At 45.9% G+C, this 16738-nt stretch carries 14 protein-coding genes; 12 read left to right on the top strand and 2 right to left on the bottom strand.

Going from position 1 to position 16738, the window contains the following annotated elements; translation table 11 throughout:
* Window positions 1-24: 24 nt before the first annotated feature.
* From C7120_RS12490 to C7120_RS12480, 3 genes are all read left to right on the top strand, one after another.
* Window positions 25-1236 (top strand): DUF1735 and LamG domain-containing protein, encoded by a 1212-nt coding sequence (locus C7120_RS12490; protein WP_107621982.1) that lies wholly within the window; start codon window positions 25-27, stop codon window positions 1234-1236.
* A 33-nt stretch (window positions 1237-1269) separates the two neighbouring features.
* Entirely contained in the window at window positions 1270-2718 is a 1449-nt protein-coding gene (locus C7120_RS12485; protein ID WP_107621981.1) for a BT_3987 domain-containing protein, read from the top strand.
* An 82-nt stretch (window positions 2719-2800) separates the two neighbouring features.
* Complete coding sequence (locus C7120_RS12480) at window positions 2801-3568, top strand: DUF1573 domain-containing protein (protein WP_107621980.1); 768 nt, start codon at window positions 2801-2803, stop codon at window positions 3566-3568.
* A 202-nt stretch (window positions 3569-3770) separates the two neighbouring features.
* On the opposite strand, the gene C7120_RS12475 is transcribed toward C7120_RS12480, so the two are convergent.
* Complete coding sequence (locus tag C7120_RS12475; protein WP_107621979.1) at window positions 3771-4532, bottom strand: YaaA family protein; 762 nt, start codon at window positions 4530-4532, stop codon at window positions 3771-3773.
* A complete protein-coding gene (locus C7120_RS12470; protein WP_107621978.1) occupies window positions 4533-4985 on the bottom strand; it encodes a peroxiredoxin in 453 nt (150 codons plus the stop codon).
* Between the two features lie 651 nt (window positions 4986-5636).
* On the opposite strand from C7120_RS12470, the gene C7120_RS12465 reads away from it, so the two are divergent.
* From C7120_RS12465 to C7120_RS12425, 9 genes are all read left to right on the top strand, one after another.
* A complete protein-coding gene (locus C7120_RS12465; RefSeq protein WP_107581987.1) occupies window positions 5637-7112 on the top strand; it encodes a site-specific integrase in 1476 nt (491 codons plus the stop codon).
* A 95-nt stretch (window positions 7113-7207) separates the two neighbouring features.
* Window positions 7208-8806: an RNA-binding domain-containing protein gene (locus C7120_RS12460; protein ID WP_107621977.1), complete on the top strand. Its 1599-nt coding sequence runs from the start codon at window positions 7208-7210 to the stop codon at window positions 8804-8806.
* The gene (locus tag C7120_RS12455) at window positions 8806-9702 is read left to right on the top strand and encodes a hypothetical protein (protein ID WP_107621976.1); all 897 of its coding nucleotides are present in this window, start codon (window positions 8806-8808) and stop codon (window positions 9700-9702) included. The genes C7120_RS12460 and C7120_RS12455 overlap by 1 nt, the downstream gene beginning before the upstream one ends.
* A 278-nt stretch (window positions 9703-9980) precedes the next feature.
* A complete protein-coding gene (locus C7120_RS12450; protein WP_107581990.1) occupies window positions 9981-10277 on the top strand; it encodes an AlpA family transcriptional regulator in 297 nt (98 codons plus the stop codon).
* Window positions 10278-10286: 9 nt separating this feature from the next.
* Window positions 10287-11261, top strand: coding sequence for an AAA family ATPase (locus C7120_RS12445; protein WP_107621975.1), 975 nt, complete (start codon window positions 10287-10289; stop codon window positions 11259-11261).
* A 28-nt stretch (window positions 11262-11289) separates the two neighbouring features.
* Complete coding sequence (locus C7120_RS12440; protein WP_107621974.1) at window positions 11290-12009, top strand: DUF6371 domain-containing protein; 720 nt, start codon at window positions 11290-11292, stop codon at window positions 12007-12009.
* A 265-nt stretch (window positions 12010-12274) separates the two neighbouring features.
* Entirely contained in the window at window positions 12275-13684 is a 1410-nt protein-coding gene (locus C7120_RS12435; RefSeq protein WP_107621973.1) for a recombinase, read from the top strand.
* Between the two features lie 120 nt (window positions 13685-13804).
* Window positions 13805-14017, top strand: coding sequence for a helix-turn-helix transcriptional regulator (locus C7120_RS12430; RefSeq protein WP_107622201.1), 213 nt, complete (start codon window positions 13805-13807; stop codon window positions 14015-14017).
* A 20-nt stretch (window positions 14018-14037) separates the two neighbouring features.
* Entirely contained in the window at window positions 14038-16734 is a 2697-nt protein-coding gene (locus C7120_RS12425; protein ID WP_107621972.1) for a DEAD/DEAH box helicase family protein, read from the top strand.
* Window positions 16735-16738: the final 4 nt, after the last annotated feature.

Below are 16738 nucleotides of genomic sequence, written 5' to 3'. Positions count from 1 at the left end.
TTGTTTTTAAAAAGAGAAAAGATAATGAATAAATTGAAATATATGGTTCTTGGCTTGATGGCCGTGGTCATGGCATCCTGCGAAATGAAGGGTAACGCCGACTATAGTGATGTGGTATACATCTCAGGAACAATGGAAAAGAATACCATCCGTAAGGGTTTTGAAGGTAACGATAGTGTTGACCTTACCCTTTCATGCACAGGTATCGTGGATGCTCCCATAAACGCTACTTTCGAGGCAGCTCCCGAGCTGTTGGATGCTTACAACGCAACGAACAACTCTGACTATGTAGCTCCTCCTACTGACGCTTACAGTATTGCAAATCCCAATGTAACCATCCAGTCAGGTCAGCATGTTTCTTCTCTGGCTAAGTTGATGATTGCAGATCCAACTAAGTTTGAGGAGGGTAAGAGCTATTGCTTGCCTATTCGCGTAAAGAGCGACGGCAACTTACTTAAGGCTGGTTCCGTGGCCTATATCGTATTCGTGCCTATCATCACTGTGGATGTGGCTGATATCAACGGTAAGGCATTCTTGGTACCAGGCTTCCGTAACAACGAGAAGTTGGGGCACCTCTCTCAGCTCACGATGGAGTGTAAGGTATATGTCAACCAGTTCCAGCACAGCAACCCATACATCTCTTCCCTGATGGGATGTGAAGAGAACTTCCTGCTGCGTTTCGGTGATGTATCTTGTGATCCTGACCAATTACAGTTGGCAGGTGGTAAGACCGGCGCTCCACGCTGGGACCAGCCTGATAAGGGTACAGCTCACGCTACAACCTTCCAGACCCACTTCCCAACCGGTAAGTGGTGCCACTTCGCTTGTGTATACGACGGTGCCAAGATCCGCATGTATCTTGACGGTGTAGAGATGGATGGTAGTCCGGTAGACGCGACAGGTGATATCTCGCTTGTTTGGAGTTACGATTACGGCACTTCCTATGGAGACAACAATGGTCCATTCGCTATCGGTTACTCTGCCGGCGGTCGTTACCTCAATGGTCGCGTATCTGAGTTCCGTGTATGGAATGTGGCTCGTACCCCAGCTCAGTTGCTCAACAACATCTGCTATGTAGATCCACAGTCTGAGGGTCTGATTGCTTACTGGCGCTTTCAGGGTCAGAGCGATGTCTTGCCAGACGGTTCAATCCGCGACTGGACAGGACATGGCTATAACGCTGTAGCTCGCAGTGGCGCACCTGCATGGGTTCACAATCACAAGTGTCCATACTAAAATTCAAAACTATAAATATAAATTTTGAATACGATGAAATTAAAGAATATATTATTGCTTAGCGGAGCGCTGTCCTTAGGGACAGTCGCTCTCACAAGCTGTGGTAATGACAAGGAGACTTTCGATGTGTTTGGAAGCAACAAGAACCTCGTTTTCTTCGACACAAATACCGCAACAGAGAAGACCACTACCATCTATAATACTCCTATCGGTGTCTATGGCACAGTGGATGGCACTTTCAGCGTAAAGGCCCAATACGGAACAGATGCTACCATCGTATTGGGCGGTGAGGCCGACCTCTCATTGGTGGAAGGTTACAACACGAAGCACAATACCACTCTTAAGGCTCTTCCCCAGCAGGCAGCAAATGCCTTGCAAATTAACAATGTGGCTATCCGCCCAGGTTCCAACCTCGCGGATACCACCATGACAGTAACTCTTCCCGAGGAGGCTTGCGCACTTCTTACCGAAGAGTCTTATCTCGTTCCTGTACGCCTGAAGGTGCTCAGCGAGAACAGGGGCACATCTCCTTACGAGGCTGCCGTAAATGAGGATTATGGCACAGCTTATGTTATCATCAAGAATGCGGCAAAGGACTTCATCACGATTTCTGACAGTAATGTAAAGAATGTCTCTATCGCCAAGACTCCTGCCGGTGTGTTCGGCCAGATCAACGCTAAGTGGGACTTCAGCATGTATGACAATAAGGATGCGGAGGTAACGGTAAAAGCTGAATTCGACAATGGTTTAATTACTGCTTACAACACAGAGAACAAGAAGGCTTATAATGCTGTCCCAGAGAACATCCTGAAGCAGTTGCAGGTTACTCCCGGCAAGATTTCCAAGGGCCAGAAGACTTCTTCTACACCTCTTACTATAAGCGACCCAAACAACGCATCCCAGGATCTGCCCTTAGGAGAATATGTAATTCCCATTCGCCTGACGGCTACTTACTCTAACAGCCAGACTGCTCCGTTGAGCAATGCCTATATCGTGATCAATGTAAACGAGACTTTGATCAATGACAACGCGACCTCTTTCTCTGGTTCAGAGCTCGATAACTCTGGCTGGTCAGCAGTTTCTGCATCAGGTGCGGGCTTGAGCGTTGATAACTTCAGCAGCCTGAAGGATAATGGATATTGGCCATTCAAGCAGAAAGAGGATAACACAAGCTTCGAGATCGATCTGGGTGGCACACACAACCTTACTGGCTTTGCGATCAATGGTCAAGCTATAAGCAGCTCTGTAGTTGAATTCAGTGCTGACGGCTCTACCTGGGTAACTATCGGAAACACTTCAGAGCACAAGAGTGTGAATACAGGCGGCTGGCCTGCTGTTTATGCTTATGTACTCTATGGTGCTGTTCCAACACGCTATGTTCGCGTGAAATGTAAATTGAATACAAACTTCTGGGGTTGGTCTTATTTGAACTACAGCTGGGGTGCAAGCTATTGCTCCGTTACTCCAAGGTTCTATGAGTAATCGCCAGACAGAGAACTTCATGATACTGAGCGCCCGTCCTTCAAAAGGGTGGGCGTTCTTTTAAAAATCAAAACATCCTTTTATGAAACGGTATATACTTCTTTTCATCTGCCTATTACAGTTCTCTTTGGTTTTCGCTCAGAGCAATAACGGTGAACCCAACTTCCTGAAAGAATTCACTCCCAATGAGAAAACGCACGACTTCGGCAGGATTCTCGAGAAAGACGGAAAGGTAAGCACTACATTCACCTTCATCAACAACACCAAGAAGATAGTAGCTATCAGCGATGTCAATACTTGGTGTGGCTGTGTAGTACCAAAATATACCAAGAAAGGCATACGCCCTGGCGAGACCGCCAAGATACAGGTGGACTTTGATCCGGACCACAAGTCAGGCAACTTCGTGAAGCAGGTGGTTCTCCTGCTCAATGGTGGCAAGGAATATACTCGCGTATGGATAAAGGCCAATGTCATCCCATTCCTACATCCTGTGAAGGAAGACCATCCTTATGATTATGGTGAAGGACTCTATATGAGTCAGCAGATTTTACCGTTTCCCGACCTCAATCCGGGCCAAAGTCATTCCTATGAGCTCAAGCTTGCCAATAATACCGACAAGCTAATGACCATAGAATTCAGGCGCAGCCCCAACAACACGGTGCTCAAGATGCCGGAGAAAATCACCCTGAAGGCCAAGGAGCGTACTTCGATCCGTGTCAGCTACAACTACTTCCGCAAGCACACGGTTACACGCTCTATCAGGATTGTTCCCGTTGTCAACGGCAAGGAGTGCAAGCCACTCAAGGTGAGATGGAACGCAGGAAACAACAAGTTCCGGCTCCTGAACTAAGTCCGGAGACGATAAAAAGCAAGAAACCAACCGATGGGAACGCATAAGCAGACTCATCGGTTGATTTTATTGATATGCTTATTTACGACAAACAGAAAAATCAAACAACTTCTCCCATCCGACAACTTCGGCGAAATCGTCAGACAAAATCGGCGAATTCGTGGGACAAAATCGGCGAATTCGTCAGGCAGGAAACGGCTTCCTACTCTATCACGAAGTAGGGCTTATCGGCATCTCCATATTCTCCACGATACTCAAAACCCTCGAACTGAAAGCCGTTGAGGGGTTCCGGCTTCTCCAGACGATGAGTTATCACATAGCGCGCCATGGCTCCCCGACAGGTCTTGGCATATACCACGACAGTTTTCAGACCGTCGGCCTTACGAACCATAAACTGCGGCTGAACCACGCGAACGCTCTTCTCCACTCTCTTCCAGTCGAAGAGATGCTGGAATTCCTCCGTCGCCAGATGCAGCAGAATGCCGTCGTCGGCCTGCACGGCATCGATGAGAAAATCTGTCAGGCGCGACTTCCAGAACCCGAACATATCCATGCCTTGTGCCCATGGCAACCGCACCTTACCTTCCAGACGATAAGGATGAATATCATCGAGGGGGCGCAGAAGACCATATAAAAAAGAGGTTATCCACAGGTGATTCTGAGCAAAGAGGAAATCGTCTTGCGTGAAACGGTCGGCTTCCAAATACTTATAAGCCTGTCCATAATAGCTCAGAACGGCCGGGAGCAGCTCTTTTTCATTGAAGAAACTCATGTAACGCGCATTGTTCTGAGCGGCTATCCTGGCATTGCAATGCAGCTGTTGCGAGATTTCTTCCTGGCTAAGACCGCACATGTCGAGGGCGAAGTGCCGGGCCTCGTCCTGAAAAGCCGGGGGCGACGAGAAAGGAACCGCCGCCCGGGCAGCATCTTTCATCGTCTTTGCGCATGCCAGCAGTATCTGCATCTATCCGAGAATCTGCTCAGCGTGTTCCTTCACCTTGATGTCCTTCGGTCCCAGGATGCGCTCGATGATACCTTCCTCATTGACGACAAAGGTCGTGCGGAATGTGCCCATCGTTGTCCGTCCGTACATCTTCTTCTCCCCGTAGACCCCAAGCTCGGTAACGAGCCGCTTCTCCGTATCTGCTATCAGCGGGAACGGCAGTTGGTATTTCTCGATGAATTTCCTGTGCGACTTCTCGTCCTGCACGCTTGCCCCGACAATGGCATAGCCCTTCGCGAGGAAGCGATGATAGTTGTCGCGCAGATTGCAGGACTCATTCGTGCATCCCGGAGTCGAGTCCTTGGGGTAAATATAAAGCACGAGCTTGTGCCCCGCGAAATCGCTCAACTTAATCTCATTACCGTCCTGATCCCTGCCGAGGATTTCCGGCAGTCTGTCTCCCACTTGTTTCATATTCTGTCTGTTTTGATGTTTGCTATCTCCCGACAAAGATAAGAGATTTTTTCCAAACCGCCATGCCGCGTTCCAGAAATTTATCCAATTAGGAAATCAGCTAATCCATGGCCAGACGACGCCTTGTTCCGCCTCGACTTCTCTGTTCCTGCCGTGTATCTTCATTATAGGAATTCCAATAGAAATATTATCAAGCGGATTGTGGACAAGGAATATCCTACAAGAGTAAGAGAAGATGTAATACACGATGAATATAAAACTGGAGAAGAACAAAAATCATTCGATCCATGCAGTCGCCATAGAATTATGGGTCAGTAGGAAATCCAATATGATCCTATGAAATTCTACAGTTTCATCTGCTTGAGGTCTCTCGTTTATGAAAGGCAAATAAAAAAAGAGTTACTTATTGCAACTCTTTGACTTTCAATGTGGACCAGGTAGGGCTTGAACCAGGGACCTCCAGATTATGAGTCTGATTGACCTGTATTTCATGAAATAACAAATAATATTAAAATGCAGTAAATAAAGCAGTTACACATTTTGTACTTTTCACGAAATTCCTTAAATTTGCAGCAGTTTGCACGTCGTAAGGTCACCTGAAGGTCACCCTATTTCGTACTAAAACCACAGTAAACAAAGGATATTTCAAGCATGGAGACGGTTATTAAGGTCACTAAAAGCAAGAAAATTGCGTCAAAGGCAGGTTCAAGAGGAGATAAGTGTCTTGCAAAATTCACTTCGTCAAACGGTAGTGTGTTCGGGTCTCTGACGCTTGACATTCGTAAAGCGGCTGAAGATTACAGCCAAGAGCTTCCTGTTGCCGTGCGTGTAAGTTATGACAGCCAAAAGGTGTTTCTCAGATTGGGAGTTAAATACACCATGTCCGATTGGGTGGGCCTATGCGATTATGAGAAATCGGGAAGGCGTGTGCAGCAAACAGAACGCAATGATCTGAAAGAACTATTAGCTGGTGTTGAACTGATGACAAACCAACTGATTGCTGAGGGTAACTTCTCTCTGCGAAGGTTGAAAGATAGGTTTCAAGGGAAACGAGACGATACTTGTACTATTTATTCGATTTGGGACAAATATCTACAAACAAAGCGGGAGGAAGGCAAGGTTGGTTCCGCTCGTTGTAGTGGGGACGTAAAAAGTCGTTTTATAAAAGATATGGGTGAAAGCGTTGCCTTGACAGATATTGATAAAAACTTCGTCCAACGTTGGGTGAGAACTATGAAGAAAGGTGGGTTGAGCGCTACAACCATAGCAATTGACCTACGTACTTTCCGCACAATTGTCAATATAGCCATAGAACGAGGGCTAATTAACGGCAATACAAAGGAAATGTTCAAAGATACAGGCTATAACAAAGTATGCAGTCGCAAGCATGAATTCCTTGACGTGGCTACGATGCGCAAGCTCTACAACTTTTGGGAAGCTGATAAAGCAGTAGACGCTGATGGGAAGGAGTTGTTCCTGCCCAGGGAGAAGTATGCCATCTTTCGTGATTTAGGGCTGTTCCTATTTATGTATTTAGGCGATGGTCAAAACTTAGCTGATACATTACGCCTGACCTATGATGGCTGGTACTTTGCTACACATGGCAAACAGCTCCGTTTCCTGCGCCACAAGACAAGGGACAGGAACGAAAGTGCAAGTGAAGTTATTTTCCCTGTCACGCCCGAATTACAAAAGATTATTGATAAATACGGAAATAAGCCCGAACAAGGTAAGCGAGTTTTTCCTATCATGAGCGAATTCATTACCCCCGAAAAGGAAGTGTGGGTAATTCAAAGATATAACCGATATATTCGCGAACACATGGCAAAGATTGCACAACTTCTTGGCATGGAGCAGTGCCCCACTGCGACATGGGCAAGGCATAGCTTTGCTACTAACCTAAACAATTCGGGATCGGTGCCTTATAAGTATATCAGTGACAGTATGGGACATTGTGGAAATGGTGATATAACTTCAAATTATATAGGAGCCTATCCATTGGGGAAAATGCTGGAATATAACTGGTATTTACTGAATGATAAGAAACAAGATGGCAAAGAGGCACTTCTCGCCCTACTTAAAAATATGACCGATGAAGAGCGTAAGCAACTGTTGGCTTCGTTATAAATAATTTTATTATCAGTGGAAGTGGAAATAAGACTTTTAAAAGTTGCGAGTTCTTTAGATAATCTATATATTTGTAAGCATTAAGAAGAAAAAAGATGGAAGAGAACCTTTATAATATACAAGAAATCAGTTCATACAGGGAAGGAAATCGACTGGAGGCTAAGAAGGCAAAGGGAGGCATCCCTAACTCGATGTGGGAGACATATTCTTCTTTTGCTAATACCGATGGTGGTATTATATTGCTTGGTGTTGATGAAAAGAAAGATGGCTCTTTTGAAGTGTCGGGTGTGCAGAATGCCGACCAGATGCTGAAGGATTTTTGGAATATGGTCAACAACCGCCAGAAAATCAATGTTAATCTTCTTGTTGAAAAAGATGTGACGGTAGAAGATTACGAAGGCAAGAAAGTAATCTCTATTCGTGTACCTCGTGCAGACCGATACCTTCGTCCTGTCTATGTCGGTCAAGACCCGATGTCTGGCTCATACCGGCGCAACGGTGAAGGCGATTACCATTGCTCTCACGAGGAGGTATCGGCCATGTATCGGGATGCTTATCAACTGACCCAAGATCGTAAATTGCTCAAACACCGCGATATGAAAGTGTTCTGCATGGACACAGTGCATAGCTATCGGAATATTTTCAATATTTCTCACATCAATCACGTTTGGTCAAAACTGGATGATGAAGAATTTCTTGGTAAAATAGGAGCCATTGGTTACGATGCTGATGAAGGTAAGTTTTATCCTACAACGGCAGGATTATTGATGTTTGGGTATGAAAACGAGATTCTCTCAGAATATCCTCAATATTTCCTCGACTATCAAGACCATCGAGATCCGAGCATCCGTTGGGTGGACAGACTGGCTTCTTCAACGGGCGAATGGAGTGGCAACGTATTCGATTTCTTCTTTGCCGTTGCTAACAAACTTAGCCACGACCTTCCTCGTCCTTTCAAGTTGGAGGGAATGATGCGAGTGGATGACACCCCACTTCATAAGGCCGTGCGCGAAGCATTATTGAACACGTTGGTTAATGCCGACTATTATGGCAGACGTGGGGTGGTCATCAAGAAATATCCTGATGGTTACACCTTCGAGAACCCGGGTGATTTCCGAATAGGTATGAAAGAGGCCATGAGTGGTGGCGTTTCCGACCCTCGCAATGCAATTCTCTTTAAGATGTTCGCCCTCATCGACCTTGGAGAACGTGCTGGTAGTGGCATCCCAACTATCATCGATGGCTGGAAATCGGCATACGGTGAACAGCCGACGTGGGAAGACACGCACAACCCAGACCGAACCATTTTGAGACTACATTGCAAAAATCTTTCGGAAGTGTTGTTTGAAAAGGCTTCCGATGATATGATGGGAAATGAGTTAGCTGGCGGTAAAGACCATGACAATACGGCGATAAACGCAGAAACTGGCGATAAACCGGCGGTAAAGACAAGTTCCGGCGATAAAACGCCTAATGAACCGGCGATAAAATCAGAAACTGGCGATAACACCGGCGATAAAATACAGGTGATATTGAATTATATTGCGAAGAATGGAGAAGTTAAGACTTCAGATATAATGCAAGTATTTGGATTGAAGTCATCGCAATCTCGTTATTATCTCAGTACCTTGGTTGAGCAAGGGCGAATTGAAGCGTGTGGAAGTAATAAGAACCGAACCTATAAAGCAATATAATGACACTATACGATTTCTTTCAGGAGAAAATCCTTCCATGGTTTAAGGGTGATTACCAAGAATTCAGTTCCAAAACTGTTGATGGATATTCTCTCTATGTTGCCACATGGGATAAGGAACCGAGGCAAGCCATGATTACCACCAATGCACTGGCTCTATTACAGCTCATCTTTGATAGGCACTCTGAATCCACAGGAAACAAAGAAGCTGACTTACTAAGCTCACAAGTAAGTCGCTGGTACGTGAATGGTTTCACATCTGCCTATAATTACTGTCGCAGATATGACCTTGACCATCCCTTTGAGCATACGAACTTTGCTCAGTGGAGTGTAAAATTGAATTCGTCAGACGATTTGGAGCGTGGTGAATGGGACTTAGATATGTTCCGCAGATATACAATTAACCTTGGGCGGCGTGAGGGTACATTATTTTATGTTGCTGAGAAAGAAAGTTGTAATGGACAAATGGTAATGGAACATAAAGACCAGCCAAAAGAAAAAGCGAACAAACTATCACCAATTGTACCTAAAGCAGAAGATGATTATCATTTCCCTGATGGCTTGTTAGAAGAACTTTATAAGAGATTCAACGGAGAAATATTCAAAGATTTAACCTCAGCAGATGAGTTCAAAAGTATCATTACCCGCAAATTGCATACAAGTCACCTCGCCGCATGTTCGCAGAAGAAAATGCTCATGTATAAAATTCTGCATGATCTATCTCTCTTGTTGCCCGAGGATATTCGTGCCACTTGGCTCAAAGATATAGCCAAAGAATGTGGCTATAAAGTTGAAAATATTAACAAGAAGTACAAAGGGAGCGATAGCGTGACGGAAGCGTACCATAAAAAGATGGAACAGATTGGGCATATTTTCAGGAAATATAGTCGTACATGACAATTTTCTATATCTATCCTATACTCAAATAGCGTATCTCCACTTCGGAAATACGCTATTTGTGCGTTTCATACGATACCATGTGATTCCCAAACACGCCCACTTATTCCCACCTTTGATAAATCAACAGAATTCTACTAAAATATTTTTAAAACCAAATCATTGATTATCAATGTCTTACTATCAAATTTTACCTGTAATCATAAAAATATTTAGGTGCCACTTGTAGCCACTTTCCCACTTACGACATTTGCAGCATCATTTTTAAATTTCATGATATGAAAGGTAATTTCATTATGCTGCAAAAGGAAGACCTCAAAGAGGTCATTGCAGAAGTATTAGAGACAATGGTGGGCAAGAATCTGCTGAAAGAAACAGCTCTGGTAGAATCCACCGAGTATTTAACCCGCGACGAGCTGTGCGCACGCCTGCATATCACCTATACCACACTCTGGCGGATGGAGAAGCGTGGGGAGATACATGTGCATAAGATTGGCAGGCGCAACCTGTATTCCAAGCAGGAAGTGGACGCCTTGATTTCCAATGGGCTCCCAGCCAATACGAGCAATCAATAGAGCAACGCTATGGATAAACTGATCAAGACGATTCCCAAACCGCCTGAAACAGACTACATCCTGTCTTCCTTTCATGAGTTGCAGGAACAGGGAGCCGTTGACGCAGGTGGTTTCCATGTGTCTTCCATGAATGACTGCGTAAGGAGGGGCAAGTCGCTGCCTCCTGTCGTCGTCCTATATCCCAATATTGTCCTCGAAGGTGACCTTTGCATCATCTTCGGACAGTCGGGCATCGGCAAGACCATCTTCGCCATGCAGGTGGCAAGGGATATTGCGGCAAGGGGGAAGCGGGTGCTGTACGCTGACTTCGAGATGACACTGCGACAGCTGGCCCTCCGCTACGAGTCTCCGAATTTTCCTCCCACCTTCTTCCGTGCGGAGATGGACATGGAAGCTCCAGCTGGCGATGTGCTGAAGGGGATAGAGGCGGCAGCCGTGACGAATATGGCGGAGGTGGTGTTCATCGATAACATCACCGCCCTCAGCCAGTCGCTCGACAAGAGCTCCGACGCCGGTTCGCTCATGGCTTCTTTAAATGCCTTGAAACGGAAATATAACTGGACGCTGGTCATCCTCAACCATGTACCCAAAATGTTCTCCGGCTCCGTGCCTCTTTCCCTATCGGCCATACAGGGTTCCGCCAAACTCAATCAGCTCATAGACGATGCCGTGGGACTGGGGCAGTCAAGCCGTGACAAGTCTATGGTCTATGTGAAGCAGTGCAAGTGGCGCAATGGTGAAGTGGTACTCGATGCGGATAATGTGGCTTTATACGAGCGGACCAAGAACGGCGATGGCAATCTGTGCTTTACTTTCCGAGGCTATGACACGGAAGCCGTCCATCTGGAAACGGCAAGTGCCAGCGGGCGTGAGGAACTGAAAGCGAAAGTCAAGGAATTGTCCTCACAGGGCATGAAGCAGCAGGACATAGCCAGGGAATGCGGTATCACCCAGAGTAAGGTATCAAGGCTTCTGAACAGCTGATTTATGCACTTTATTCACTTTATGCAATATGCATAAGTGCATAAACTGCATAAAACACATGGAAAATATGGAAAATCAGGATTTGAAGAGAATATCGGCGGCCAAGGCTGCGCCCAATGATCGGATATTGATAGACATTCCTAAACTGGGTATAGGATGCCATTATTCTTCCCTTACGGATTATCTGGATAAGATGGCTGGTTATGATTCCAAACTGTTGTCGGGCATTGATCGCTTGATGATGGGATTTCATTTGGGTGCCGTCACCAAACTGGTGAACGGACACTGTGGCACGGTGTTGCCTCGGATAAATCGGAACAACAAGGTCGTAGGAGGAAGTGTGCAGTACTTTGATACGGACAGTGGGGCAATCCTGCAAAGAGAGCCCTTGGTGGAACATCTTTATAGCTGGTACTGCTTCGACTATTACACGGACGATGAGGTCTTCTTTGGCGAGCATCTGCTTTCAAACAAGCCTGTCGCCATTGTGCAGGAGGAAAAGACAGCCTTGCTGGGTACGCTGGCGGAATCGGCCGTTGACTGGTTGGCGGTTGGAGAAGGCTACAATCTCACCAATAACATGATGAGTAAACTGGCTGGCAAGCGGGTGGTCCTTTTCCCTGATGATATAAGCTGTGATTATTGGGAAGAGCAGTTCGGGGCAAGGTTCAAGGTGGACCGTGGCTTTGTCCATCGGGACATTAACCGATACCTGATTGACAGAATCAGAGGTCGTGGCAGTCCTTGAACTCGGGGGGGAAGAACAGGGCTCTGCCCTTGTTATAGCTCACTATAACTACCCGCTGCGCTTTCGTAGTTGTGGGCCCAAGGCCAGCCTTGGAGAACCAGCGGGGATGACTCTCCCCCTGCACCCTCCACTCGGTGGCATCTGCCCCCAAGACCCCTGACCAGAGCGTGACCCTCTCTCTGGACTCTCCGCTTAGGGAGCCTCCCTAAGAACCTTATGAAAAGAAAAACCAACAATCATTTAATTCCCTTTTGTTATGACACAAATGACATCGGTACACATCAAGCCCTGCAATATCGGGCAAAGTGAGGCACACAACCAACGGACAAAGGCATATCTCGACCACATCAATGCAGAGAAGCTTTATATCAGGAAAGACCTGATACCTGAGAACCAATCGTGGACATCGGAACTGCAAGGCGATATGACCTTGCGGCAGTATTACGATGCCATTGGCAGAATGGTGAAGGAAAAGACGGGCAGGGCCATGCAGACCAAGGAACGGGAGCGAATCAACAAGAAGACGGGCAAGGTAACCAAGATAGCTGGCTGTACTCCCTTGCGTGAGGGCGTCGTGGTGTGCAAGGCAGACACCACCATGGAGCAGTTGCAACATTTCGCCGATCTTTGTCGGCAGCGTTTCGGCATTACGGCCATACAGATACACCTCCATCGTGACGAGGGGCATTGTCTTGATCCGAATGACACATCTACATGGAAGCCTAACTATCACGCCCATGTCATCTGGGACTGGATGAACCACGAGACAGGTAAGTCCTACAAGCTGGACAATGAGGACATCAGCCTCGTTCAGGACATGGCGGCCGAGGCATTGGGAATGGAGCGCGGCGTTTCCAAGTTGGAGACGGGCAAGCTGCATCTGGAACGGAATGACTATATCGTGGCCAAACAGAAGCGTGAGTTGGATGAAAGCAAGAAACAAGCGGAGAAGCTGGCAAAGGAGAACGAGCAGAAAGTTCTCGCCTGTGAAAAGTTGGATAGGGAAATCCACGACAAGCAGGAAAAAGCCAATCGGGAGAATGGCAGCGCCATCCTGTCGGGCTTGGCCAACCTTGCAGGAAAGGGCAAGTATGCACAATTGGAGGCGGAAAATGAAGAAATGAAAAAACAAGTTGCTGCAATTCCACAAGTGGTTGCTCAGCAAGTAGAAACCTTAACCATTACCTATAAAGAGGAGATAACTAAGGAGCGGAATCGTGCTGATTTCTGGCTTGCTGAATGTAATAAACAAGAGCGTATCTACAAAGGATTGCTTACCAAATCGAAGAATCGGGAGGTTGACCTCAAGCAAGAGTTGCTGCAACGTGATAACATTATCGCTACAATGAAGGCTGGGCTAACAGATTTCCTACGAGGATTCACTATCATTTGCCAAAATGCCATTAATGCCGTTATCGACTTTGCCCATGACACTAAATTGCAGCACTTTACCTTCCCTCAGGCTACAGCCATCAACGAATATCTTTCTAAAGAGTCAAGCGACAGGCGTAATGGTGCCACGATTCTGGCTCTCCTCACCCGTCCCTTTCTCAACTTATTCGAGCATCAGAAAGGAAAGGCGGAAATCGAGAATGTGGTTGATAACTTTGACTATTATAAGGAAAAGCAGATGCTACAAGAGGAGATGAGAATCAAACCGAGGTTCAGAAGATAGATTGAAAGTTAAAATGGAATTATATTGATTTTTTTTGTTATCAATTAAGAAAATATATGTGTTTTCTTTTTGGTGTCGCAAATAATGTTTATCTTTGAACACATAATGATAAATTCGGCTATGGCAAAAGAAATATTTCATCCCAACAGAATTAGGGTCGTGCTTGCAGAAAAGCAAATCACCAATCGTTGGTTGGCAGAACAGTTAGGCGTTACCGATATGACGGTGTCGCGATGGAGCACCAACAAGGTGCAGCCCTCGGTATCACAACTCGTAGAGATAGCCAAACTGCTTGAAGTGGACATTAAAGACCTGATAGAAGCCGACATGTAATTGCCGAAAGGAAGTGAATTATGAAATTTCAATTAGAATCCCCAGAGCATCAACTCATAGCCATCAAAAGTGTTGTGGGCATTTTCGATGGTATGGAGAAGTACTCCTCTAATAATGCCCAAAAGGAAGACATCTATACCAATGTCTGCTCTTTGTATCCTCAGCAGATTTGGGGCAATATACACAAAATAGCAAAGGAGAATGGCATTGACGAAACTGACATTCATTTTAAGGAAACCAACGATGTATGTATAGAGATGGAGACGGGTACGGGTAAGACCTTGACCTATCTACAAACGGCATACGCACTCTATAAAGAGTATGGGCTCACCAAGTTTGTTGTTATTGTCCCCTCCATACCTATCCGTCAGGGAGTAATCGATACTTTTGAGAATTTCAAAGACCAGCTGGCCGACAAGTATGGCTTTACGCCTAATACTTTTGTATATGACAGTTCGCGATTAAGCAAACTACGTGATTTTATCACGCAGGACTATCCCCAGATTATGATTCTCACCATGGCTTCGTTTAATACTGAGGACAACATTCTGAACCGCAAGGAACAGGAGGGGCTGTTCAATAATTCACCTCATATTGAGTCATTAGGACAAACGCATCCTATTATCTTTATGGACGAACCACAGGAGGGTATGGACACCGAGAATTCCGTGGCTTGGCTGTCAAAGTTGCAGCCTTTGTTCAAAATACGTTATTCTGCTACCCATAAAGTGAAATGGAACACCATCTATCGGCTGACTCCTGCCGAAAGCTATAGATTGGGATTGGTCAAGAAGATAGAAGTGCTTACAGTAGCCGAGAAGAACGATGAAGCAACGATGAAGATTGAACTCTCTGCCGTTCAAGAAGCAAAGTCCGAACCGAAAGTGAAGTTGAAGTTTTGGAAACTCAATAAAACAAAAGGACGATTTGAATTTAAAGAGTCGGGATTCCTGAAGAAAGGAGACGACCTGGCTGCTAAGTCAGGCAATGATTCTTATGCAGACTTCACTATCAGCCGTATCTATAAGCAGATGAGCAATCATCGCTGGATGGTGGTCTTTACCAATGGGACATCCATTGAAGAAAAACAGACATCTGCCAACAAGGAGCAGGTTTGGGGCTTACAGTTGGAATGGCTCATACGGAGGCACTTCGAGAATACAACCCGTCTGAAACCGCAGGGCATCAAGAACCTCTCGCTAATATTCATTGACAGGGTAGCCAACTATATGAGTGTGGAACACCCTATTATCAAGCAACTTTTCGAGGAGAAATACAAGCAGCTCTATCCCGAATACCATAAAGGCAAGCAACCCACGGAGGAACAGGCCGAGGCCGTACAGGGTTATTATTTTGCCAAGACCTCGCAGGGCGAATATACCGACAGTGAGGCTTCGATGAAAGGTAACAAGGAAATTTACGATCAGATACTCCATCGCAAGGAATTTCTATTATCGTTCGACAGTCCCATCGAATTTGTTTTCTCCCACTCGGCACTCGGTGTTGGTTGGGACAATCCTAACATCTTCGGTATTGCCACGCTCAACGAGAGCTTTTCGGAGAACAAGAAGCGGCAAGAGATAGGCCGTGGACTACGTATCTGTGTCAATCAAGAGGGACAACGTGTCTATGATAAAGATGACACACCTGAGGATGACCTAATCAATCAGCTTACCATCGTGCCCAACGAAACCTACGAGACCTTTGCCCGGAGCTACCAGGCGGAGATTGCCGAGGATTATGGTTCACCCGATGCTGGACCTAAGATGAAGCCTACACATAAGGGTAAGCCTATACATCGTGTTGCCTTCAAACTCAATGGAAAGGATAGTGTGCAGCATGCTTTCCAAGAGTTTTGGAAACGTATATCGCGGCTTACCACCTACCGGGTTCACTTCGACGAAGATACATTGGTCAATCGGTGCATCGAGGCCGTCAACACCATAGAAATTGAAGATTATGTGGCCGAGGTGGCAAGCTATCGAGTTCAAGACATCAGCGACTTCTCACAGAGAGAATACAATGGATCGGAATACAAGTATCTGAAAGGACACTTCACACCTACCGATTTTATTGAGGACGTGAGCGAAAAAACAGGACTGTGCTATCGGTCGGTGATGAGGATATTCAACGGTATCGACAATAAGCAGGAGTATGTGAAAAATCCGCCCGTATTTATTGAGCGTGCAGTGGTGCAGATATGTGCCATGCAGTTGGACGAATTGGTGCGGTGTGTGGAATATACGCCATCGGATGAGAGATACGATATTGAAAGATTCACCAACTTCTATCGCGACGACTGCACCGAGTATGTCTCTACACCAAATCACGGTCTGTGGGACAAGACACTTTATGACAGCCTGCTCGAACGCGATTTTGCACGAGATGCCGATGAGGAAGACAAGAATGTGGTGTGCTTCCTGAAGTTTCCCACATGGTATAAAATCCCCACTCCCATAGGCAACTACGAGCCCGACTTTGGCGTAGTTCTAAAACGCAAAAGGCTCACAGAAGCCAATGAAAAGGAATACTACTTTGTGGTAGAAATCAAGGGCACCAACGACATCAACAACCAAAAGGCACTCACACTCCACGAGATAGCGCGTATCAAATGTGCCATTCGCCATTTTGATGCACTTGGTGTAGATGTACAGTTCAAGGCACCCATCAAAGATTTTGAGACATTTACCAAGCAAACAGAACTTGAAACAAAATAACGAC

Origin of the sequence: Prevotella sp. oral taxon 376 (assembly GCF_003043945.1) — a bacterium.
GTDB lineage: Bacteria > Bacteroidota > Bacteroidia > Bacteroidales > Bacteroidaceae > Prevotella.
Note: the sequence above shows the minus strand (reverse complement) of the source record. Positions and strands in the feature narration are given on the sequence as shown.

Excerpts from the sequence above, each read along its gene's own strand:
- C7120_RS12435 (WP_107621973.1), top strand. The coding sequence starts at position 12,275 with ATGACATCGGTACACATCAAGCCCTGCAATATCGGGCAAAGTGAGGCA.
- C7120_RS12480 (WP_107621980.1), top strand. The coding sequence starts at position 2,801 with ATGAAACGGTATATACTTCTTTTCATCTGCCTATTACAGTTCTCTTTG.
- C7120_RS12445 (WP_107621975.1), top strand. The coding sequence starts at position 10,287 with ATGGATAAACTGATCAAGACGATTCCCAAACCGCCTGAAACAGACTAC.
- C7120_RS12485 (WP_107621981.1), top strand. The coding sequence starts at position 1,270 with ATGAAATTAAAGAATATATTATTGCTTAGCGGAGCGCTGTCCTTAGGG.
- C7120_RS12490 (WP_107621982.1), top strand. The coding sequence starts at position 25 with ATGAATAAATTGAAATATATGGTTCTTGGCTTGATGGCCGTGGTCATG.
- C7120_RS12460 (WP_107621977.1), top strand. The coding sequence starts at position 7,208 with ATGGAAGAGAACCTTTATAATATACAAGAAATCAGTTCATACAGGGAA.
- C7120_RS12440 (WP_107621974.1), top strand. The coding sequence starts at position 11,290 with ATGCATAAGTGCATAAACTGCATAAAACACATGGAAAATATGGAAAAT.
- C7120_RS12450 (WP_107581990.1), top strand. The coding sequence starts at position 9,981 with ATGAAAGGTAATTTCATTATGCTGCAAAAGGAAGACCTCAAAGAGGTC.
- C7120_RS12475 (WP_107621979.1), bottom strand. The coding sequence starts at position 4,532 with ATGCAGATACTGCTGGCATGCGCAAAGACGATGAAAGATGCTGCCCGG.
- C7120_RS12465 (WP_107581987.1), top strand. The coding sequence starts at position 5,637 with ATGGAGACGGTTATTAAGGTCACTAAAAGCAAGAAAATTGCGTCAAAG.
- C7120_RS12430 (WP_107622201.1), top strand. The coding sequence starts at position 13,805 with ATGGCAAAAGAAATATTTCATCCCAACAGAATTAGGGTCGTGCTTGCA.
- C7120_RS12470 (WP_107621978.1), bottom strand. The coding sequence starts at position 4,985 with ATGAAACAAGTGGGAGACAGACTGCCGGAAATCCTCGGCAGGGATCAG.
- C7120_RS12425 (WP_107621972.1), top strand. The coding sequence starts at position 14,038 with ATGAAATTTCAATTAGAATCCCCAGAGCATCAACTCATAGCCATCAAA.
- C7120_RS12455 (WP_107621976.1), top strand. The coding sequence starts at position 8,806 with ATGACACTATACGATTTCTTTCAGGAGAAAATCCTTCCATGGTTTAAG.